Source organism: Azospirillum sp. B510, assembly GCF_000010725.1.
GTDB classification, from domain to species: Bacteria; Pseudomonadota; Alphaproteobacteria; order Azospirillales; family Azospirillaceae; genus Azospirillum; species Azospirillum lipoferum_B.
In genome coordinates, this window is the sequence record NC_013856.1 from 610,001 (window position 1) to 631,990 (window position 21,990).

The following is a 21,990-nucleotide window of genomic DNA, read 5'->3' on the forward strand; positions in this document are numbered from 1 at the left end:
CCGATCCTGATCGACCTGATCGCCGGCCATCTCGAAGACACCCCGCGCGAGGACATCCTCGGCCTCGACCTCGCGCAGCTCATGATCCTGCTGGCCTTCATCCGCGGGATCGGTCCGACGGAAGGAAGCGCGCCGGGGCAGAACAGGCTGGAGGAGAACCGACCGGGGGAGTCGCGGGCGGGCAAGCGGGGGAGCCGTCGGGCACGCTGACGCGGCTCGACTTCGCCTATTGCTTCGCCCGCGTCAGCCGCTTCTACGGCATCGATCCGCTGCGCCTGCTGGCGCTGCCGGTTCGGATGTTCTGGGCCCTGTTCGGCGAGATCGACCGCCTGCGCGCGGAGGAGATGGCCGACTGGTTGCCGGTGCATCTGACCGCCGCCGGCATCGGCGCCAGCGAGTTGCACGACCGCTTGCGCCGGCGGGTCGGCACCCCGCTCGTCTTTTCAAGCCAGCCGGAAGACGGACGAGCGGACGGGCAGCCGGGCCTGACGGAAAGAGCAAGAACCAGGCTGCGTGCCCGCTTCGGTTAACAGAAAGGGAGCATCATGGCCGACGCTTCACCATCCTCGACCATAACATTGAACTTCGACATCAAGCCTTTCACGGTGACCGTAACGGGGGCCGCGGCGTCCGTCGTGCTACAGACGACCAACCAGACGGCGGGCTCCGCCCAGGGACAGGCCGCCCCGGCCGCCGGTGGGACGGGCCAGGACAAGAAGCCATTCTTCCAGGGGGAACTCGAGAAAGCCCAGCAGACACAAGACGCCCTCTTGAACGGATACAATCTGTCCATCGGCCAGCAGGTACAGCTCAAATTCAGCGACGGCATCAAGGAATTCGTCGACAACTGGAAAAGCGGCGTCCTCAGCGTCATCAACAAGCAGGCGACGATCGGCACGGCGTTCGACAAGCTGGTCGTCGGCATGCGGAAGAAGCTGCGTGACTTCTTCGTGAACTGGGCCTCGGAACAGGTCGCCGTCGGTGCCCTGGATCTGCTTGGTATCAACATGAAGCCAAAGGATCCCGCCCAGGCCGCCAAACAAGCCACCGCGCAGACAGGGGGAAACGCGACCTCGTCGACCAATGCGGGGACGGCAGGCGGATCCTCGCCCAACCAAGCGACCAACACCGCCACCAGCCCGACCGCTTCGAGCGAAACGGGCTTCCTGGACGCCCTTCTCTCGAATCTCAGGCCGGATAGCCTGCTTGGAACCATCACGTCCAAACTATCCTCGCTTTTCAAGCGGGATGGGTTCCTCGACAGCCTGATGTCGGGAATCTCCGGCCTCTTCTCCTCGCTGTTCGGCAAGAACGGGCTGGCGGGGGGCATCCTGTCGGGCATCAGCAGCGTCATCTCGTGGATCTTCCACAGCGGCGGCGTCATCGGCGAAACCTCCCGGCCGGGACGGACGCTGTCCGCCGGCCTGTTCACCGGTGCCCCCCGCTTCCACAGCGGCGGTCTGGTGGCGGGTGAGGTGCCGATCATCGCCCGCAAGGGCGAGGCCGTCTTCACGCCTGAACAAATGACGAACGCTGATCGGCTGATCCAGGCGGCACAGGATGGCGGCCGCGCGGTCAACCAGTCGGTCACGGTGAATGTCGCCGGCGGATCCACCGGCGACCGCGAACAGGACAAGGCGCTGGCCGAGCGGATCGGCGCGTCGGTCAGGGAACAGCTGCGCGCGATGATGGGCAACGAGCTACGCCAGCAGATGCGTCCCGGCGGCATGCTGAACAACATGAGCTACGGAGGCTGAGCCATGGCCGCTGCGACCACGAGCCAGGCACCCACGGGCCAGACCGCCGTCCCGGTCTTCCTGCCGCCCTGCCCGCCGATCACCGGCAGCAGCATCGAACCGGAGGTGAAGGTACTGACCGCCGGCTTCGGCGACGGCTACACCCAGCGGGCGCCCGACGGCATCCACAACATCCGCGACCAGTATGCGTTGAGCTGGGAGTATCTCGACACCGACCAGGCACGGGCGATCGAGGAATTCCTGCGGGCGCGGCGGGGTGCGGAAAGCTTCCTGTGGACACCGCCCGGCGAGCCCGCCCCGCGGCGCTGGATTTGCGGCAAATGGAAGCGCACCCGCACCCATTACCTGTTTTCCAGCATCTCCGCGACCTTCGTCGAGGTCTTCGACCTCTGACCGGCCGTTCCGGCGCCCATCAAGGACTTCACGATGAGCCAGACCAACATCCCCGGCTGGGATGGACGGCCGGCGCTTGCCGCCGCCGCCCAGTCGCCCGATCCCGGTGCCTATGTCACGCTGTTCACGCTGGACCTGACCATGTATCCCGGCGGGACGATCCATCACTTCACCCCGTCGGGCAGCGGCGGGGAACCGGTCCTCTTCGGCGGCATCGCCTATGTCCCGGTCGAGATGGAGACCGAAGGGTTCGAATGGACCGCGACCGGCGCGCTGCCGACGCCGCGCCTGCGCATCGCCAACATCAACCGCCAGATCTCGGCGCTGATCTATCAGTTCTCCGATCTGCTCGGCGCCAAGGTCAGGCGGCTGCGCACCTTCGACCGCTATCTCGATGGCCGGCCCGAAGCCGACCCGTTGGCCTTCTTCCCGCCCGACCTCTACCGGGTCGAACGCAAGAGCGCCCACACCGCCACCCATGTCGAATTCGAGCTGTCGGCGGCGATCGACCAGGAAGGCGCCATGCTGCCCGGCCGGCAGGTGCTGCGCGACGGCTGCACCCGCCGCTATCGCCACTGGACCGGATCGGGCTGGTCGTTCGAGGGGGCCGATTGTCCCTATGCCGGCGACGCCTGCTTCACCGCGACCGGCGAGCGCGCCGACCCGGCCAGGGATGCCTGCGGCAAGCGGCTGGCCGACTGCCGGCTGCGCTACCCGAACAGCCAGGATCTCCTGCCCTTCGGCGGTTTTCCCGGCGTCTCCCGCATCCGGGTCTGACCCCGGTATCCCTTCCCTCCAGGATGAGAGGAGCCAGCAGCGCATGTTCACCGCTGACGCCATCCTCGCGATGAAGCGCCACGCCCTTGCCGACTATCCGCGCGAGAGCTGCGGATTGGTCGTGGCCGGGAGCTATCGGCCGTTGGCCAACCACGCCACCGACCCCGCCGCCCATTTCCGCATCGACGATGCCGATTACCTCGCCCATGCCGGCGCCATCGAGGCCATCGTCCACAGCCATCCGGACGGACCGCCCCACCCGTCCGCCGCCGACATGCGCGGCCAGATCGACAGCGCGGTCCCCTGGGCGATCCTGGCGACCGACGGGGAGCGCTGCTCCGAGCCGATCCTGTGGGGCGACGGCGTGCCGGTGCCCGATCTGATCGGCCGCGAATTCCGCCACGGCGTCACCGACTGCTACGCCCTGGTCCGCGACTGGTTCCTGCTGGAGCGGGGCATCCGGCTGCCGGATTTCCCGCGCGACGACGAATGGTGGCACGCGGGCGGGAATCTCTATCTCGACCATTTCGCCGATGCCGGCTTCTCGGTGGTCCGATCCGGCGAGGCGGTCGCCGGCGACGTCGCGCTGATGACCGTGCTGTCGCCGGTGCCCAACCATGCCGGCGTCGTCCTCGACGGCGGCCTGCTGCTGCACCACCTGCCGCGCCGCCTGTCGCGCCGCGAACCCTTCGGCCCCTGGCACCGGCAGATCGTCCACATCCTGCGTCACAAGGATCTCGCTCATGGCTAGGATCCATCTGCATGGCGCGCTCGGCCGCCGGTTCGGGCGCTGCGCCGACTATCAGGTGCGCGACGCCGCCGAGGCGATCCGGGCGCTTGCCGCCAATCATCCCGATTTCGACAAGGTCTTCCGCGAAGGCTCCTACCGGCTGGTCCGTGGCCCACGTTCGCGTGGCGGCATCGACCTGACCCTCGACACCCTGACCTTGGGGCTGGGCAGCGCCGACCTGCACATCATCCCGGTGCCGGCCGGCGCCAAGAGCGGCGGCGCCGGTAAGGCGATCATGGGCGCGCTGATCATGGTCGTGGCGATCGCCGCGTCACCGGCGGTCGTCGGCGCTCTCGGCCCGACCCAGGGGCTTGGTGCGGCCGCCTTTGAAATCGCCGGATATTCAGTGTCCTACGGTTCGATCGCCCTGTTCGGCGCGTCGATGATGCTGTCCGGCATCAGCCAGATGCTGTCGCCGACGCCCAAGGCCAATCTGCCGGACACCAAGCAGAGCTATCTGTTCTCCGGTCCGGCCAATGTCAGCGAACAGGGCGGGTCGGTTCCTCTGGTCTATGGCCGCTGCTGGGTCGGCTCGACCGTCGTCTCCTCCAGCCTGGACAGCGTGCAGATCGGATCCGCCCAGGCCCAGCCGGCGGCGTCCGCCATCACCACAACTTCGGATGGAAATCCGGCGGGCGGCATCCAGGGGGCCAAGGGCGGCGGTGGCAAGTCCGGCCGCGGCGGCTCCGGCGCCACCGAGGATCCCAACAGCCTGCAATCCGCCGCGACCGCCCGGGTGATCGACCTGCTGGGCGAGGGCGAGATCGTCGGGCTGGTGGACGGGGCGAAGAGCATCCATTTCGACGGCACGCCGCTGATCGCCCCCGACGGGTCGGTGAATTTCAAGGGCGTGACCTGGGAACAGCGCCAGGGCCTTCCCTCGCAGCAGCCGATCAGCGGCTTCACCGCCAGCGAAACCACCGTCGCGGTCGGTACCGAGGTGAAGCAGGCGAGCCCGGTCGTCCGCACCATCCATGGCGACGAGACCGACGCCGCCCGCATCGTGCTGCGCTGGAACGCCCTGACCGAACAGGACACCTCCAACGGCAATCTGCACGGCTCGACGGTGCAGCTGTCCATCGAAGGGCGGGCGGCCGACGGGCGCTGGACGGTCCTGGTCGAAGACACGGTGACCGGCAAGACCACCAGCGCCTATGAACGGTCCTACAAGGTCGGGCTGCGCCAGCTGGGCAAGAGCCCTTACGACATCCGCGTCAGCCGCGTCACCCCCGATCCGACCCGCGCCTCGGTCCAGAACAGCTTTTCCTGGTCCCATTACGCCGAGATCGTCGAGTCCAAATTCGGCTACGATAATTCGGCGCTGGTCGCGCTGACGGTCAAGGCCGAGGAGTTCGGAAACTCGATCCCCGAACGGGCCTATGACGTCAAGGGCCTGAAGATCAAGGTCCCGTCCAACTACGATCCGGAGAAGCGGACCTATTCCGGCCAGTGGGACGGCAGCTTCAAGACCGCCTGGAGCGACAACCCGGCCTGGGTGCTCTATGATCTGCTGACCAACAGGCGCTACGGCCTGGGCCAGTCGATCTCGGAAGCGGCGGTCGACCGCTGGTCGCTCTACAGCATCGGCATCCATTGCGACCAGCCGGTCAAGTCGGGCCGGACCGACGGCAGCGGCCGCGACATCATGGAGCCGCGCTTCACCTTCAACGGTGTGATCTCCGGCCGGACCGAGGCCTACCGCGTCCTGCAATCGATCGCCTCGACCTTCCGCGGCCTGATCTTCTGGTCGGCCGGCGGCGTGCTGGCCCGCGCCGACATGCCGGCCGACCCGATCAAGCTGGTGACACCGGCCAACGTCATCGGCGGCGCCTTCACCTATTCCGGCACGGCGCTGAAGGCCCGGCACACCGCGGCGCTGATCACCTTCAACGATCCCGAGGACGGTTACCGCCCGACGGTGGAGGTGGTCGAGAATGGCGGGATGATCCAGCGCTACGGCTGGCGGCCGATCGAGGCGACGGCCTATGGCTGCACCCGGCGCAGCCAGGCCCGGCGCCTCGGCCTGTGGATGCTCGACAGCGAGCAGCATGAGACCGAGACCGTCACCTACCGCTGTTCCTTCGATCATCTCGACGTCATGCCGGGCGACGTGATCAAGCTGGCCGACCCGAACTGGGCCCTGGTGCGCACCGGCGGCCGGATGGTCGGCTACGATCCGGAACGGCAGGTCGTCACGCTGGACGACACGGTGACGCTGGAAGCCGGACAGAGCCATGTCCTGGCATTGACCCTGCCGGACGGGCGGCTGATCGACTGTCCGGTCCGCCGCCCGGTGCAGGGGGATCACACCACCGACCAGCTCGCCATCGATGCGGCTCCGCTCGGCGGCGCGGTGCCGCGGCCGCATGCGGTGTGGATGCTGACCGCGACCAATCTCGCCCCGCGTCTGTTCCGCGTGCGCGCCGTCAGCGAGAAGTCGCCGGGCGTCTACGAGGTCACCGCCCTGCTGCACGAGCCCGGCAAATATGCCCGGGTCGAGGAGGGCGTGCAGATCGAGCCGGTGGCGACCCAGAGCGCCGCCAACGCCATCCCCTCCCCCACCAATCTCGCGGCGGTGGAAAGCGCCTATTGGGTCAACGGCCTGCCGCAGGCCCGGCTGACCGTCAGCTGGACGCCCAGCGACGATGCCCGCATCGCCGGCTACCGCGCCGACGTGATGACGCCCGGCGGCCAGTGGCAGGAATGGAAGGTCACCCGCGCCGGCAGCTTCGACATCGAACCGGCGGCGGAGGGCGTCTATACCATCCGCATCACCGCACTCGCCTATGACAACCGCCGTTCGGGGGCGGCGGAAATCCGGGCCACGGTGCGCGGCAAGGGCACGCCGCCCGGCCAGCCCGCCGGGCTGGTCGCCACCGGCGGGCTGCGCCAGATCTCCCTGTCCTGGATCAATCCGCCCGACACCGACCTTGCCCACATCGAGGTGCTGGAGAGTGCGGCGAACACCCTGTCGACCGCCGCCGTCATCAGCACGGTCAAGGGCAACGCCTTCGTGCGCGCCGGGCTGGGCGGGCTGGTCACCCGCTATTACTGGGTCCGCGCCGTCGATCTCGGCGGCAATGTCGGCGACGTCAACTCCAACATCGGCACCGGCGCCACCACCGAGCAGATCTCCCACAACGACCTCGCCGACAAGCTGGTCTCGGAATCGAAGCTCGTCCCCCTTCTGGCCGAACGCATCACCGGGATCGAGAAGATCGCGGAGACGGTCACCTCGGGACTGGTGCGCGTCAACGACAGCTATGCCCGCATCCGCGGCGAGATCGGCCAACGCGAAGCCAACGTCGCGGAGGTGAAGGCGGAGGTCAAACAGGTCCAGGACGACACCCGGTCGCTGGCCAGCCAGGTCACCACCGTCACCGCCCAGTTCGACGGGCAGTTCGCCACCGTCAAGGAGGAGTTGAAGACGCTGGTGACCGCCGACGAAGCGACGGCGACGCGCATCGACACGGTGGCCGCGGTCTGGAACGGCAATCTGGCCGGCGTGCAGGCGAAGCTGACCGCGACGGCGAACGACACCCGGACCACCGCCGAGCGCATCGACAGCGTCGTCGCCGGCTTCAACCAGAACCTGGCCGGTTACGACAGCCGCATCACCGCCACCGCGACGGCGACCAGCGCGCTCACGACGCGGCTGGAGTCCTTCGGGGCCACCATCGATGGCGTGAAAGCCGGCCTGACCAGCGAAACCAACGCCCGCGCGGCGCAAGACGGCGCGCTGGCCCAACGCATCGACAGTCTGCACGCCTCCATCGGCGGCATCTCGGCCTCGTTGCAGAACGAGATCACCGCCCGCGCGAACGGCGAAGGCAGCCTTGCGCAGAGCATCAACACGCTGAACAGCGCGATCGGCGGAAACTCGGCATCGATCCAGCAGATCGCCTCGACCGCGAACGGCCTGTCCGCCCAATACACCGTCAAGATCGACAACAACGGCTGGATGTCGGGCTTCGGCCTCGCCTCCTACCCCTCCGGCGAGAACGGCATGGTCGCCGAATTCGCCGTGCGGGCCGACCGCTTCCTGATCGGCATTCCGACGGTCGCCAGTGGCGTCGACCATCCCTTCGTCATCGGCACCGTGAACGGCGCGCCCAGGATCAGCATGTCATCCGCCTTCATCCAGGACGCCTCGATCGACAGCGCGAAGATCAGGGATCTTGCCGTCGATACGATGAAATTGGCCGGTCGTTCGGTAACCGTCCAGTCCGTTGGAAAAAATGATGGAGATACCCTGATCTATGATGGGAACTGGCATGATATAGGATCAAATGTTTACGTTCCTCCCCTTGTTGACGACAGACAAGAACTTATACTTGTCACATTCGTCCATAATCGTGACAGAGGATTCACAGGAATTGCTGAATATGCTCTCTGGATGAGCCATGATGGCGGGTGGGGAACACCGATATTCTCCGCAGCCGGCGAAAGTGGACATCTGAGATCATTTTCCACTCTTGTGAACATTCCAAAAGGAATTGGGGTTTTCTACGGAGTTACGGCCAGACCCTTGAGCAATATTCCCGTAAGGATATCCCGCGCCGTCTGCACTGCTTTCGGATCAATGCGATGACAATGACTCATTTCGCTCTTTACGACCCCGCCTCCGGCCGCATTGCGACGGTGGTGTCGCTCCCCAACCGCCATACCGAGGAAGCGATGCGGCGACTGGCCGCGGCACATGAGCAGAAAGCCATTCCATGTTCGCCCGATACGAGCAGCACGCTCCATTGGGTGGAGGATGGCCTCATCGCCGAACGACCCGCCGCTCCCCGCAACCTTGACGCCCTGCCATGCCCATGCCGCGTCGAGGTCTACAGCCATGCTCTCGAAACCACCGAAACCTACGAGGTGACGGACGGCTGCTTCCGGTACGCCGACCTTCCCGGCACCTACACCATCACGGTCCGCGCCTTCCCCTGGAAGGACGCCGAATTCACCGTGGATTTGGAAGGCGCACAATGAACGTCACCAGATCACGCACCCGCGACGAGATCGCGAAGCTGCGCGAGCGGGCCTATCTCGCCGCCTGGCCGGCTGCCCAACAGTTGGAAGCCCAGCAGGACAAGCTGGATGGCAACCCCGCCAAATGGGAGCGCATGCGCGCCGACTTCTCGGCCATCCGCGCGCTCTACCCCTATCCCGACACGACCCCCAACGAGGAGACCTGAGATGGCCGGCTGGTATCGCCAAGGCACCGTCGCCCTGACCCCCGGATCGGCCGCCGTCGCCGGCACCGGCACCATGTGGCTGGGCGTCTTGCGTCCGGGCTCCGCCTTCACCACCGACGGCAGGACGCTCTATGAGATCCGCGAGGTCGCCGACGACCGGAACCTGACCCTCGACCGCCCGTGGGAGGGGCAGGCGGCGGCCTCCGCCACCTATGCCGTCATCGCCGCCACGGCGACCCTGTCCAATGCCGAGCTCGCCGGCGAGATCGCGGCGATGGTCGCCAAATGGGCGGTGCGCGAGGACCAGTATGACGACTGGCTCGGCGGCTCCCCGAACGGCGGCCCGAACCATGACGGCAAATACCCGCTGACCGACAGCAAGGGCGTCACCCGTCTGGTCGAAAGCCCGGCCCGCCTGCTCCAGCTCCTCGACGACGGGGTCGTCGAGCATGCGGCGCAGATCATCGCGGCGATCGAGGATGACGTGGCGACCGCCCGGCAGGCGGCCACAAACGCCAGCGCGGCGATCGCCACCGTGAAGGCCGACCGGCAGGCGGTGGAGCAAGCCGCCGCCGCCGTCGCCACCCAGAGCAAGGACAGCGCCACCGCCGCCGCGACCGCGACCGCCCAGGCGGCCAGCGCCGTCCAGCATGCCGACGCCGCGGCCGGCAGCGCCGCCACCGCCACAAGCCAGGCGGCCACGGCCAGCGCCGCCCTGTCGGCGGTGGAAGCGGCACGGGACATCGTGTTAGAGGCGCGCGCCGAGACCAGTGCGGCGGCGACCGGCGCCCAATCCGCCAAGGCGGCGTCCGAAGCCGCGCGCGACATCGCGACCGGGGCGCGGGACACCGCCCTGGAGGCGCGCGACACGGCGCAAGCCGCAGGGGCACAGGCGCGGGACTGGGCGACCAAGACCGACGCCGCGGTCTCCGGCAGCCTGAAGTCGGCGCTGTCCTATGCTCTGGACGCCGCCGCCCAGGCGACCATCGCCAGCACCAAGGCGAATGAATCCGCCGGCAGCGCCGCCGCCGCCGCCACGAGCGCCGCCACCCTCGACGCCGCGGCCACCAACGCGCAGACCGCCGCCGGCGACGCCGCCGCCAGCGCCCAGACCGCCAGCGTCAAGGCCGCCGCCGCCGCCCTGTCGGCCGACACCGCCGGTTCGGCGGCACAGACGGCACAGACCGCCGCGGCCGGCGGCATGACGGCCAAAGCCGCGGCGGAAGCCGCCCGCGACAGCGCGGCCACCGCGATGACGGCGGCGCAGGTCGCCGCGACCCAGGCCGGGCAGTCGCAGATCAACGCCGCCAACAGCGCCCAGACCGCGGCGGGAGCGGCGTCCGACGCCATCTCCGCCAAGTCCGACGCCACCGCCGCCCGCGATCTGGCCGCTTCCGCCCGCACCGAGGCCCAGGGCGCCCGCGATCTGGCCCAGGCCTTCGCCCAGGGCGCCGTCGGCTACCAGCCCAGCCCCGGAGTTTATTCCGCCTTCCACTGGTCCGAACAGGCCAAGGGCCACGCCCAGACCGCCGCCACCATCGTCGGCGGCTCCAATTTCGGCATCGTCGGCGACGGCACCTCCCAGCGCTTCGCCGCCGGCAGCCCCGGTTCGCTGCTGAATTTCGTCCAGGCTCCCGGCGGCAAGATCACCTTCAACCCCGGCAATCAAGCGGTCGCCGTCGGTTTCGACGCGACCACCGCCCCGGTGGCGACGACCGGCGGCATCACCGCCGGCACCGTGCAGGGAGCGCTGGAGGAGATGGACCATCGGCTGTCGGCCGGGGCGGCGAAGCTGACCACCCCGCGCAGCATCAGCCTGTCGGGTGGAGCGACCGGCACCGCGACCGCCTTCGACGGCAGCCAGGACATCGCCATCCCGGTCACGGCGGTGTCGGCGTCGGCGCTGACCGGCACCGTTCCGCTCGCCAATCTGCCGGCTGGCGCGCTGGAGCGGCTGGTCACCGTCGCCAGCGACGCCGAACGCTTCGCCCTGACCACCGCCACCGTGCAGTTGGGCGATACGGTGCAGGTCGGGACGTCCGGCCCGATGTACCGGGTCATCGACGAGGCCAACCTGAACAATGCCGCCGGCTACCGAGCCTACACCGCCTCGCGGGCGACGGCGGTGGACTGGTCGGGGGTGGAGAACCGGCCGACCACGCGCGCCGGCTACGGCATCACCGACGCCCAGCCGCTGAACGGGCTGCTGACCTCCATCGCGGCGCTCGATTCCGGAACCGGCCTGCTCGCCCAGACCTCCGAGAACACCGCCGCCAAGCGCGCCATCGGCGTGGCGTCGGCGACCGACATTCCGGACCGCGCGGCGGCCGACGGGCGATACGCCCAGCTTTCGGGAGCGACCTTCACCGGCGGCCTCAACGTGCGCTCGTCGGCTGTTGAAGCCTTGCATGTGGAGAACGCCGCCGGGACGAAGTTCAGCTTCGTCGGCTTCGACGACGGCAACGACCGCGGGCGCATCGGCGCCTTCGGCGGGTCGGCCTGGAAGAACCTCGCGATCTCGGAGGGCGGGTCGCTGACCGCCATCGGCACCACCATGATGCCGACCGGCGGGGCCAAACTGAATGTCGCCACCGGCATGCAGGTGGACAACAACAGCGTCTGGCATGCCGGCAACGCCCCCATCGATACAGCCGCGTCCCCCGACACGCTGGTCAAGCGCACAGGAACCGGCGCCTTGGCGGCGACGGACATCGCGATTCGCACCACCAACGCCGCCGGGCAGGCCTCCCTTGTCCTCGGCAACGACGTCGATGCGCTGGACGCCTATTATCAGATCAACGGGTCCGGCAACGGCACGCTGGGCGGTCCCCGGTCGCTCAACCTGATCGTCAACAACGGAGGCTACGGGCTATACGCCGGGCGGCTGTCGCCGCGGAGGGTGTTCACCATGGACGCCTCCAGCAAAGTCATCGACTTCGCCCAGCAGCCCACCGTCAACGGCCAGCCTCTCGTCAGTACCCGCGGTTCGGTCGCCAAGTCCGCGGTGACGACGATCCCGGCGGCCGGGTCGGTCAGCGTGCCGGCCCAGACGATCCCGGCCGTCTACACGCAGTTCGTCGGCCAGACCTTCACCGTCGAATACAACACCGAGGCGCAATACAGCCAGGAGAACGCCGCCACCGGCACCGATCAGGCCGCCGGGGCTTTCCAGCTCCACAACATGGCAGGCGGGCAGATCGACAGCGCCACCAAGCTGCTGATCCATGCCGACGGCGCCAACGGTTCGACCGAGATCATCGACGAGCGCGGCATCACGCCCTTCGGAACGCATTGCGGGTGGCTTGACGGCTCATCCTATTGGACAGTTCCAAAGTCCTACAAGCTGGGTTTCGGTGCAAATCAGGACTTCACCGTTTCCTGCTGGATCAGGATTTCCTCTGAAGTTATGGGAACATCTGCGGCTTTCGACTTCATCGACTGCCGCGACTCCGGTTCTACATATTGGCCACAGCTTCTTATCGGCATGTATGGAAACTGGGCGAACCAGGGGAAATTCTATTTCTATGTTCACGCCACCGCTACCACCTCTTCATTTGTTTCCGCCGCAGATACTTGGCATTTTGTGGAGGTCGTTCGATACGCCGGCACTATGACGATGTATGTGAATGGGGTCGTTGCGGCGTCGCGTGCAGACTCCACGTCATTTCCAGCAGCCGGCATGCGCATCGGTGGGTCGCTCTCTGGAGCGGGTTACAGCCCCGTCGGCTGGATTGATCAGGTGCATGTATCACGGGTGGCTCGGCATACCGCAGCATATGCAACACCATCAGCCGCCGAGGTGGCAGATGCCAATAGCATCCACCTGTTCACCTTCGACGACGGGCATGGCGGACAAGTTCTGAAGGATCGGGCGAACAGCGGCCGACCGATCCTACTCGGCGGTACCGGCGCGACGATCTCCAACGAGCAGGCCAAATTCGGCACCACCAGTTTTAAGCTGGGCGCCGGCGGCAGCTGCGTCATCGGTTGGGCCAGCACGCCGCACGCCGATCTGGCGCTGGGCGACAACAACTTCACCACCGATCTGTGGTTCTACAAGACCAATACCGCCGACGGCTGCCTGTGGTGCGCCGGCAACAACGCCTACGGCATGCAAATCCGTACCAACGGCGCCGGCGGAGCGATCACCGCCTACATCAGTACCGACAACTCCAGCTGGAACGTCGCCAACGGCGTCGGCACCGGCGTCGTGCCGGCGGTCAACAGCTGGAACCATTTGGCCGTGGTGCGCAACGGCGGCACGCTTTACATTTTCCTCAACGGCACGCAGATCGGCAGCCACACCGTCGGCACCGGCTCAATCACCATGGGCGGCCCCTATCATTACTTCGGCGGAGTTGGCGACAACTCCTCGATCATGGCCGGCTATATCGACGAGGTGCGGATAAAGCGGGGCGAGGCCGTCTGGATTTCCAACTTCACCCCGCCGACCGCTCCCTACACCGCCGATGACCGCACCGTAGTCCTTCTGCATTTCGAAGGCGCGAACGGCGATGTGGTGACGCTGGACTCGTCGGGCAGCAGCTACGGCACTAGTGCCTTCAGTACGACTACCACGACCCTCGCCTTCACCAACGCCGCGGCTCTTTCCAGCGCGCAGGCCCGCGGCGGGCATAGTACCAGTCTATATACGGGCGGGTCTCAGTTCGCGCAATGGCTGCTTCCCGACAATCCGGCAGCGGGTCACCCTCTGTATTTCGGCAACTATACCAAATGGTGCGTAGAAGCCTGGGCGTACATTCCTGCGGGTGGTTCCCTCGCAATCTTCCAGATTGGTCAGAACCCGGATTCCGGGTCTATGCGGGGCGGCGCAGGCCCTTCCGGCACGACCTTCTACGTCAATGGAAGCGCAATCGCGACTGGACCCGCTCCGGCAACCGGATGGAACCATTTCGCCTTTGTTCGGGAAGGCCGGGGATGGTGTGTCTATGTCAATGGTATCGCTGGTGCCATAGCAGCGCCTTCTACACAATTCACCACGCCGGGCAGCGTCGGCAACTTGTGGGTAGGTGCCTGGAACAATCCCCTCGCTATCGGTGACGGTTACTTCGACGCTATTCGCATTACCAACGGAAACCCGCGCTACACCGCGAACTTCACGCCCGCCACGCTGGTGGCCGACGACATGACCACGCTGATGTGGGTGTTCAACGGCGCGGTCGGCCAGAAATGGGTCAAGGAACTGTCCGGCAACAGCGCCATGATCGCCGCCAGCGGCAACGCCCGCACGGTGAAAGATGGGCGCTACCTCATTCCTGTTTTGACCGGGAACAACTTTGGAATCACCACGGTCAACTCCAGGTTCGGCGGCGGAGCGCTCCAGGGCAACGGCACCGCCGGTAACTACCTTTATGCCCCGCACTCTCTGGAGTTCTGCCCAACCGGCGATTACACCTTCGACTTCTGGGCAAATGTTGGAGTCGGAGCGGGTCGCATGTTCGGCAAAAACAATGGCACCACCTGGTCGATTTCAGCCTACTGGACTGGCTCGGTCATTACCTTCCAATATTACGACAATGCCGGAAATTACAACGACTTCAGCTCCACTGACATTGCCACAGGGACTCACCACTTCGCATTCGTCCGCAGTGGGACGACCGTGACGATCTATGTGGATGGGGTAGCCAATGCAAACCGCACCTGGGCGAACGGTGTCCGGCAGGATACCGCCGGCAACTTCCAACTTCTCGCACAGCCTGACGGCTCTCAGACCAGCAGCATGTGGATCGACGAGTTCCGCTACAGCACCGTGGCCCGCTGGACCTCCAATTTCACCCCGCCCACGATTCCCTACGGCCAGCAATATGTCACCGGCCCGTTCGCCGTCTCGACCACGGCGGCGACCAGCATCGACGTGTCGGACTGGAGCACCATCCATTCGGCGACGATCAGCCAGACCACCCCGCCCGGCACCAGCATCAGGTGGGCGGTCAGCTTCGACGGGCGCGCGAGCTGGAAGACATGGAACGGCTCGGCCTGGGCTCCCCTCTCCTCCTCCACCGGCGTCGCCGTTGACGCGAACGGCAATGATTACCTGACCTTGCAGAACGCGCTCGCCAACCTGAATGTCGAAGCCATCGGCAGCATCGACTTCCTGTTCTCGCTGAAAACCAACAATCCGAACTTCTCGCCCAGCGTCGACGCCGTCACGCTCGCCCGTGACGAGTATGAGCTGGCGGTGCCGAAGACCGACTACACCATCAAGCGCAACGGCGCGGCCGGGACCGAACTCCACCGCATCACCAACCTGAGGCCCTACCCGGTCAACATCGTCTACGACTACGTCGCCTGACGCGCGGGGGCGCCCGACACGGCCGGTCCCGGCGGCACCCCCGGGACCGAGCCCGACCCGCATCTCCTCAAAACCCACATGGGAGCACAACCGATGCCCGATCCGATCTGCAAGGCCGCCATCGAGCTTGTGAAGCATTTCGAGGGCCTGTCGCTCGACGCCTATCTCTGCCCGGCCGGCATCCCGACCATCGGTTACGGCCACACCGCCGGCGTGTCGCTGGGCCAGCGCATCACCGCCGAAAAGGCCGAGGCTCTGCTGGCGGACGACCTCGCCGCCGCCGCCGCCGCGGTCGATGCGCTGGTGACGGTGCCGCTGACCGGCGGCCAGCGCGGCGCGCTCGCCAGCTTCGTCTTCAATCTGGGCCGGGGCAATTTCCAATCCTCGACCCTGCTGAAACGCCTCAACGGCGGCGATCCCGAGGGGGCGGCCGGCGAGTTCGGCCGCTGGGTCAACGCCACCGTCCAGGGCCGGAAAACCAAGCTCCCCGGTCTGGTGAAGCGCCGGGAGGCCGAAACCCTGCTGTTTCGCCGCAACCTGTTCCTGACCAGGATGGCGGCGGCGGACCCGATGCCGCAGGCCGTCGACACGCCTGCCGCGTGACGGCTGGCAGCCTGGCCGCGAAGCCTCTACACTGTCGCCTCTTTCAAGGGGGGAACGGTGACGGGGGAGCGTAGGCGGGCGACCGCGGTGGATGTGGCGCGGTTGGCGGGCGTGTCTCAGTCGGCCGTCTCCCGGTGTTTTACCGAGGGCGGCAGCGTGTCGCCGGAGATGCGCTCCCGCGTGCTGGAGGCGGCGCGGCGGCTGTCCTACCGCCCGAACGCCATCGCGCGCAGCCTGACGACCCGTCGCACCAACCTGATCGGCGTCGTCATGGGTGATCTGGACGGGCCGTTCCAGCCCTATCTGTTCGAAACGCTGACCCGCGGCCTGACGTCGCGCGGCAGGCAGCCGCTGCTGGTGCGCGGCGATCCGGCCGACCCGCTGGACGGCACGGCGATGGCCGCCCTCGATTATCAGGTCGATGCGGTGGTGGTGACCGCCGGCAGCGTGTCGCCGATGGCGATCCGTGGCCTGATGGCGCTGGGTACCCCGCTGCTCCTCTACGGCCGGGCGGTGGCGGCCGACGGGGTGGACAGCATCTGCTGCGACAACCCGCTGGGCGCCCGTCTGGTGGCCCGCGCGCTGGCCGCCGCCGGTCACCGCCGCATCGCCTATCTCGGCGGACGCCCCACCGCCTTTTCCGAACAGGAACGCGGCGGCGCCTTCCGCGACGAGCTGGCGAAACTGGACATCCCTCTGGCCGCCGCCGGAGAGGGCGACTACAGCTACGACAGCGGCCATCGCGAGGCGCTGCGGCTGCTCGCCGGTCCCGACCGCCCGGACGCCCTGTTCTGCGGCAATGACGCCATGGCCTTCGGCGCGCTCGACGCCGCGCGCACCGCGCTCGGCCTGAGGGTGCCGGAGGATCTGTCCATCATCGGCTTCGACGATGTGCCGATGGCCGCCTGGCCGAGTTTCGCGCTGACGACCGTCCGCAACCCCGTCGACGGCATCGTGTCGATCCTGCTCGACATGCTGGAGCGCCGGCTGGCCGATCCCGAGGCGCCGCCCGTGCTGCACCGCCCGGCCCCGGTCCTGGTCAGGCGCGGATCGGCGCGCCTGTGACGCGTCGCGCCGACGCATTCATCAAAGCGTTATAAATCCATCATCCGCAGGTCACGCTTCGCGCCTAAACCCTGCATCAGCGGCTTTGCATACGCATGCAAGGCCGCTGACGCGATCGGGAACGCTGGAGAGGGTGCGGCCATGGCGGACTTGCATGTCGAGGATCTGACGGTCGCCTATGGCGGGTCCCGCGTGCTGAACGGCGTCAGCCTGCATGTCCAGCCGGGCGAGTTCGTGGCGCTGCTCGGCTCGTCGGGCTGCGGCAAGACCACGCTGCTGCGGGCGGTGTCGGGCTTCGTGCCGGTGGACGGCGGACGCATCGCCATCGCCGGGCGGGACGTGACCAAGGCTCCGCCGGAACGGCGCGACACGGCGATGGTCTTCCAGTCCTATGCGTTGTGGCCGCACATGACCACCGCCCAGAACATCGGCTATGGGCTCAAGCTGCGCCGCTGGACCCGCCCCCGCATCGCCGAGCGGGTCGCGGAGATGCTGCGGCTGCTGAAGCTCGACGGGCTGGCCGAGCGCAACGTCACCCAGTTGTCGGGTGGCCAGCGCCAGCGCGTGGCGCTCGGCCGGGCGCTGGCGGTCAATCCCGAAATCCTGCTGCTGGACGAGCCGCTGTCCAACCTCGACGCCCGTATCCGGCTGGAGTTGCGCCACGAGATCCGCGCGCTGCAACAGCGGCTGGGCATCACCGCCGTCCATGTGACGCATGACCGCGAGGAGGCCATGGTGATGGCCGACCGCATCGTCATCCTGAATTCCGGCACCATCGCCCAGATCGGCACACCCGAGGAGATCTACCGCCGCCCGGCCAGCGCCTTCGTCGCCAGCTTCCTCGGCGCCGACAATGTCGTGACCTTGCAGGCGACGCGGACGGAGCGGACGCTGGAGATCGCCGCCGGCCCGGACCATGACGCCGCCAGCCTGCCGCTCGGCCAGGACGGCGCGCAGGCCGAGATGATCGAGGCAGGGACGACGGAAGCCGGACCGGTCGCCGCCCATTTCCGCACCGAATCCGTACGGCTGACCGCCTCCGGCGAGGCGCCGGCCGGCGCACTGGTCCTGCGCGGCCGCATCACCCAGACCGCCTATCCCGGCGGCCGCTGGCGCTACGGCGTCGCGGTCGGCGGCACGGTCTTCCTGGTCGACGACGACGAACGCCGGACCACCGGCGATGCCGTCGCCATCGTCATCCCGCCTTCGGCCCTGCATTGCTTCCCGATCCGCCAGCAGGCGGCGGGAACGGCCTGAGGCGTTTCCAACCACCCGACCAAGCCACCCGACCAAGCCAAATGGCCCAACCAACCTGGAAGCAGGGGGATCTTATGAAGCTCGTGATGCCGAGGACGCTGTTGGCCGGCGCCGCCGCTCTGGCCCTCGCCGCCGGTCTTTCCGCCGCATCGGCGAAGGCCGAGACGGTGCTGACCGTGCTCACCGCCGGCGACCAGAACATGGTCGACTACGTCAACGAATATCTGGCGCCGAAGTTCGAGGCCCAGAATCCGGGCGTGAAGGTCCGCGCCGCCGGCACCGGGCCGGGCGACGGCGGGTCGCAGAAGATCTATGAGAAGTTGAGCGCAGAGGCCGCCGCCGGCGCCGCCAAGTGGGACGTCGACGTCGCCGTCATCCATCAGAAGATGGCGGGCCAGATGGTGCAGGAGAAGATGCTCTCGGCCTATGTCGGCGATGTGAAGACCGGCGCGCTGGCCAGCCGCGACAGCGCGCGCAACGCGCTCGGCACCGACGTCACCGGCTATGTCCTGCCGATGTTCCACAGCCAGATCGCGCTGGCCTACAACCCCGATCTGGTGAAGGCGCCGCCCAGGACCTACGCCGAACTGGCGGAATGGGTGAAGGGCAACCCGAAGGCCTTCGGTTACAACGGCATCAAGGGCGGCATGTCGGGCGTCGGCTTCGTCACCGGCTGGGCCGCCGCCAACATCGGCGACGCCGCCAAGCTGGAGAAGGGGCCCTATGACGCGGCGATGAAGCCGGCGATCGAAAAGGCGCTGTCCGGCCTGAAGGAGTTCAACAAGAGCGTCACGCTGACCCCCGGCAACGCCGGCACGCTCGACATGCTGAACCGCGGCGAGATCGCCATGGGGCCGGTGTGGGTCGACATGTTCTATAGCTGGCAGGCCGACGGCCGTCTCAACCCGGCGATGAAGCTGCAACTGATCGGTCCGGGCATGCCCGGCCAGCCGATGTACTATGCCGTCCCGGCCAAGGCCGCCAACCAGGAGGCCGCCCGCAAATTCATCGAGCTGGCGACCAGCCCCGAGGTGCAGGCCGACGGCATCGTCAAGCGCTTCAACTGGTATCCGGGCATCGACGCCACCTATGTGCAGCCCAAGCTGGACGCCCAGACCTGGGCCAAGCTGTTCACCGACGTGAAGCCGGACGAGCTGGCGAGCAAGGGCAAGCCCTTCCCGCTGTCGGGCTATTTCACCGACATCATGGAAGCCTATGAGCGCACCGTTGCCAACTGAGGCCGACCGGCCGGCTTCCCTCCCCCGCCCCGGCGGGGGAGACGGCGCCCCCGCCCTGCCCGTCACCCAGCCGCCCGCCGCGACCGTCCCCGGCTGGGTCTGGGGCGTGCTTCTGGTCATGCCGGCGCTGGCGATGGTGGCGCTGTTCTTCCTTTATCCGCTCGGCCTGTCGGCGCTCAGCGCCTTCCAGGGCCGCAACGGCGGCTGGACGCTGGCGAACATCGCCAAGGCGTTCGAGCTGTACAGCCTGGACATGGCCTTCACGCTGGCGATCGTGCTGCTGTCCTCCGCCCTGGTCGCCGTGCTGTCGGTGGCGATCGGCGGCTATCTGACGCTCGGCGAGAACCGGGTGGCGGTGACCCTGCTGCGCTGGCTCTACCGCTGGCCGCTGTTCATCCCCTTCATCGTCGCCGCCCAGATGATGCGGTCCTTCCTGGCCAAGAACGGTCTGATGAACAACCTGCTGATCGGCGGCAGCGTCATCGAGCCGTTGCAGGCGGCGAGCCTGCTCGACTGGCGTGGCGTGGTGGTGACCTTCGTCTGGAAGCAGACGCCCTTCGTGGCGCTGATGGTGGCGGGCGCGATGGCCTCGCTGGACCGCTCCACCATCGAGGCGGCGCGCGATCTCGGCGCCGGACGGCTGCGCATCCTCGGCGAGATCGTCGTTCCCCAGGTCCGGCCGACTTTGGTGGTCGGGCTGATCCTCAGCTTCGTGACCATGCTGTCGGTGATGTCGGTGCCGATGATGATCAACCCCAACAGCCCGACGATGATCACGGTGGACATGGCCTATCGCATCAACGCCCATGGCGATTACGGCGTCGCCAACGCCCTCGGCTTCGTCTCCTACGCCATGGCCGGTCTGGTCGGCTGGTTCTATCTGCGGCACGGCGTGCGCCAGGGTGGTGCGCGATGACCGCCCTTCTCCCGACGCGGGCGCTCGCCCAGACTCTCGCCCAGACTCTCGCCTGGATTCCGCGCGGGCTGGCGCTGGGGCTGCTGGCCTTCGTCATCTTCGGGCCGCTGACCAATCTCGGCCTGTGGGCGGTGGCGGAGAAATGGTACTTCCCCCACACGCTGCCGCTGCAATACGGCTTCTCCTTCTGGGAACGGGTGTTCGCCCCGCGTTCCAACGCCATGGCGTCGCTGGCGACCAGCGTCACCATCGCGCTGCTGACGGTGGCGGCCTGCCTCGCCGTGTCGGTTCCCGCCGGCTACGCGCTGGCCCGGCTGCGGCTGCCCTGGCGCGGGGCGATCCTGCTGGCCTTCCTGCTGCCGCAAGCCTTTCCCAGCGTCGCCGTCTACATCAACGTGGCGCGCATCTTCTATACGCTGGGGCTGAACGGCACCGTGGCGGGCGTGGTGCTGGTCCACACGGTGCACGGGCTGGTCTTCTCCGTCTGGATCACCGCCGCCGCCTTCGGCGCCATCGACCGCTCGCTGGAGGAGGCGGCGCGCGACATGGGCGCCGGCCCCTTGCGCAGCTTCTTCGGCGTCACCCTGCCGCTGGCGGCGCCGGGGGTGATGGCCAGCTCGATCTTCGTCTTCCTCGAATCGCTGGACGAGTTCACCGGCACCTATTTCGTCGGCGTTCCCGACATCTCCACCCTGCCGCTGCTGATGTTCAACGCCGGCATGGGTGGCAATTTCCAGATCGCCGCGATCACCGCGCTGATCCTGCTGGTTCCCTCGGTGGGCTTCATGCTGGTGATCGAACGTTTCCTCAAGGCCGACGTGCTGGCCAAAGTCGGACATTGACCTCCATGGACATCCAGGTGCTGGGCGTCGGCGAAGCCGCCGACCCCTCCTTCGCCAATTCCTCGCTGATCGTCGCCGCCGACGGCTTCCGCCTGATGATCGACTGCGGCCATTCGGTGCCGTCCGCCCTGTGGCGCGAGGTGCCCGATCCCGACGCCATCGACGCGCTCTATTTCACCCATCACCACCCCGACCATTGCTTCGGTCTGGTCCCGGCCCTGATCCGCTGGACCGACGACCGCCGCAGCAAGCCGCTGGACATCGTCACCACCATCGGCGGCTGGAAGCAGCTGGCGCTGCTGTTCCAGGCCGGCGCCACCGATCCCGAACGGTCGCTCTCTTTTCCCCTGCGCTGGGTCGAGACCCCGACGGATGGCAGGCTCGGCCCCTTCCGCCTGCGCACGGCGCTGACCCGGCATTCGATGCCCAACCGCGCCATCCGGCTGGAAGCGGGCGGCGTCGCCTTCGCCTATTCCGGCGACGGCCGCGCCACGCCGGAGTCGGAGGAGCTCTTCCGGGACGCCGATCTGCTGTTCCACGAGTGCCTGACCGTCGAGCCGGATCCGACCCAGCTCTTCCACGCCGCCTACGGCCAGCTCGCCGACTTCCCCGCCCGGCTCGGTGTCGGCGAAATGCGCCTCTACCATGTCCGCATGGGCGAGCGGGAGCGTCTGGCCGCCGCCTGCGCCGCCGATCCGCGAATCAGCCTTGCCCAGCCCGGGGAGCGGATCGCCCTGGCGCCTCGGACTCCGATCTGACGCTCGCGGCCGAAGCCCGGGCCAAGCCGCCCGGCACACCCCGCCGACCATCCACCCGAACCCGCTTGATCGCCCCCACGGGATGGCCTGCC

General features: G+C 67.6%; 17 protein-coding genes (1 of these 17 running past the window's edge). All 17 read left to right on the forward strand.

Going from position 1 to position 21,990, the window contains the following annotated elements; all coding sequences use genetic code 11:
* Positions 1–210, forward strand: the 3' portion of a protein-coding gene (locus AZL_RS24085) for a hypothetical protein (protein ID WP_042445190.1). It extends 165 nt beyond the left edge of the window; the window shows 210 of its 375 coding nt (coding positions 166–375); its start codon lies off the left edge, out of view; it ends in the stop codon at positions 208–210.
* An 86-nt stretch (positions 211–296) separates the two neighbouring features.
* Positions 297–530, forward strand: coding sequence for a hypothetical protein (locus AZL_RS24090; RefSeq protein ID WP_012977041.1), 234 nt, complete (start codon positions 297–299; stop codon positions 528–530).
* A gap of 15 nt (positions 531–545) precedes the next feature.
* Positions 546–1,757 carry a hypothetical protein gene (locus tag AZL_RS24095; RefSeq protein WP_012977042.1) on the forward strand — a complete coding sequence of 404 codons (1,212 nt, stop codon included), beginning with the start codon at positions 546–548 and terminating at the stop codon, positions 1,755–1,757.
* Positions 1,758–1,760: 3 nt separating this feature from the next.
* On the forward strand, positions 1,761–2,150 hold the full coding sequence (locus AZL_RS24100; RefSeq protein WP_012977043.1) for a phage tail protein: 390 nt from the start codon (positions 1,761–1,763) through the stop codon (positions 2,148–2,150).
* 33 nt (positions 2,151–2,183) lie between these two features.
* Positions 2,184–2,927, forward strand: coding sequence for a phage minor tail protein L (locus AZL_RS24105; protein WP_012977044.1), 744 nt, complete (start codon positions 2,184–2,186; stop codon positions 2,925–2,927).
* A 43-nt stretch (positions 2,928–2,970) separates the two neighbouring features.
* Positions 2,971–3,678, forward strand: coding sequence for a C40 family peptidase (locus AZL_RS24110; protein ID WP_042445193.1), 708 nt, complete (start codon positions 2,971–2,973; stop codon positions 3,676–3,678).
* Positions 3,671–8,308: a TipJ family phage tail tip protein gene (locus AZL_RS24115; RefSeq protein ID WP_042445196.1), complete on the forward strand. Its 4,638-nt coding sequence runs from the start codon at positions 3,671–3,673 to the stop codon at positions 8,306–8,308. Before AZL_RS24110 ends, AZL_RS24115 begins: the two co-directional genes overlap by 8 nt.
* Positions 8,305–8,700, forward strand: coding sequence for a hypothetical protein (locus AZL_RS24120; protein ID WP_148219603.1), 396 nt, complete (start codon positions 8,305–8,307; stop codon positions 8,698–8,700). Before AZL_RS24115 ends, AZL_RS24120 begins: the two co-directional genes overlap by 4 nt.
* On the forward strand, positions 8,697–8,906 hold the full coding sequence (locus tag AZL_RS24125; protein ID WP_042445197.1) for a hypothetical protein: 210 nt from the start codon (positions 8,697–8,699) through the stop codon (positions 8,904–8,906). Before AZL_RS24120 ends, AZL_RS24125 begins: the two co-directional genes overlap by 4 nt.
* Position 8,907: 1 nt before the next feature.
* Positions 8,908–15,219 (forward strand): LamG domain-containing protein, encoded by a 6,312-nt coding sequence (locus AZL_RS37160; RefSeq protein WP_042445200.1) that lies wholly within the window; start codon positions 8,908–8,910, stop codon positions 15,217–15,219.
* Between the two features lie 93 nt (positions 15,220–15,312).
* Entirely contained in the window at positions 15,313–15,822 is a 510-nt protein-coding gene (locus AZL_RS24135) for a lysozyme (protein ID WP_042445203.1), read from the forward strand.
* A gap of 57 nt (positions 15,823–15,879) precedes the next feature.
* Positions 15,880–16,887 carry a LacI family DNA-binding transcriptional regulator gene (locus AZL_RS24140; protein WP_012977050.1) on the forward strand — a complete coding sequence of 336 codons (1,008 nt, stop codon included), beginning with the start codon at positions 15,880–15,882 and terminating at the stop codon, positions 16,885–16,887.
* 141 nt (positions 16,888–17,028) lie between these two features.
* On the forward strand, positions 17,029–18,144 hold the full coding sequence (locus AZL_RS24145) for an ABC transporter ATP-binding protein (RefSeq protein WP_012977051.1): 1,116 nt from the start codon (positions 17,029–17,031) through the stop codon (positions 18,142–18,144).
* A gap of 74 nt (positions 18,145–18,218) precedes the next feature.
* Entirely contained in the window at positions 18,219–19,382 is a 1,164-nt protein-coding gene (locus tag AZL_RS24150; RefSeq protein ID WP_371304245.1) for an extracellular solute-binding protein, read from the forward strand.
* A 118-nt stretch (positions 19,383–19,500) separates the two neighbouring features.
* Positions 19,501–20,298: an ABC transporter permease gene (locus AZL_RS24155; RefSeq protein ID WP_042445480.1), complete on the forward strand. Its 798-nt coding sequence runs from the start codon at positions 19,501–19,503 to the stop codon at positions 20,296–20,298.
* Entirely contained in the window at positions 20,295–21,140 is an 846-nt protein-coding gene (locus AZL_RS24160; RefSeq protein WP_012977054.1) for an ABC transporter permease, read from the forward strand. The genes AZL_RS24155 and AZL_RS24160 overlap by 4 nt, the downstream gene beginning before the upstream one ends.
* Before the next feature lie 5 nt (positions 21,141–21,145).
* Complete coding sequence (locus AZL_RS24165; protein ID WP_012977055.1) at positions 21,146–21,898, forward strand: MBL fold metallo-hydrolase; 753 nt, start codon at positions 21,146–21,148, stop codon at positions 21,896–21,898.
* Positions 21,899–21,990 lie beyond the last annotated feature (92 nt).

Coding starts and splice junctions, on each gene's coding strand:
- AZL_RS24090 (WP_012977041.1), top strand. CDS start 297: ATGTTCTGGGCCCTGTTCGGCGAGATCGACCGCCTGCGCGCGGAGGAG.
- AZL_RS24095 (WP_012977042.1), top strand. CDS start 546: ATGGCCGACGCTTCACCATCCTCGACCATAACATTGAACTTCGACATC.
- AZL_RS24100 (WP_012977043.1), top strand. CDS start 1,761: ATGGCCGCTGCGACCACGAGCCAGGCACCCACGGGCCAGACCGCCGTC.
- AZL_RS24105 (WP_012977044.1), top strand. CDS start 2,184: ATGAGCCAGACCAACATCCCCGGCTGGGATGGACGGCCGGCGCTTGCC.
- AZL_RS24110 (WP_042445193.1), top strand. CDS start 2,971: ATGTTCACCGCTGACGCCATCCTCGCGATGAAGCGCCACGCCCTTGCC.
- AZL_RS24115 (WP_042445196.1), top strand. CDS start 3,671: ATGGCTAGGATCCATCTGCATGGCGCGCTCGGCCGCCGGTTCGGGCGC.
- AZL_RS24120 (WP_148219603.1), top strand. CDS start 8,305: ATGACAATGACTCATTTCGCTCTTTACGACCCCGCCTCCGGCCGCATT.
- AZL_RS24125 (WP_042445197.1), top strand. CDS start 8,697: ATGAACGTCACCAGATCACGCACCCGCGACGAGATCGCGAAGCTGCGC.
- AZL_RS37160 (WP_042445200.1), top strand. CDS start 8,908: ATGGCCGGCTGGTATCGCCAAGGCACCGTCGCCCTGACCCCCGGATCG.
- AZL_RS24135 (WP_042445203.1), top strand. CDS start 15,313: ATGCCCGATCCGATCTGCAAGGCCGCCATCGAGCTTGTGAAGCATTTC.
- AZL_RS24145 (WP_012977051.1), top strand. CDS start 17,029: ATGGCGGACTTGCATGTCGAGGATCTGACGGTCGCCTATGGCGGGTCC.
- AZL_RS24150 (WP_371304245.1), top strand. CDS start 18,219: ATGAAGCTCGTGATGCCGAGGACGCTGTTGGCCGGCGCCGCCGCTCTG.
- AZL_RS24155 (WP_042445480.1), top strand. CDS start 19,501: ATGCCGGCGCTGGCGATGGTGGCGCTGTTCTTCCTTTATCCGCTCGGC.
- AZL_RS24160 (WP_012977054.1), top strand. CDS start 20,295: ATGACCGCCCTTCTCCCGACGCGGGCGCTCGCCCAGACTCTCGCCCAG.
- AZL_RS24165 (WP_012977055.1), top strand. CDS start 21,146: ATGGACATCCAGGTGCTGGGCGTCGGCGAAGCCGCCGACCCCTCCTTC.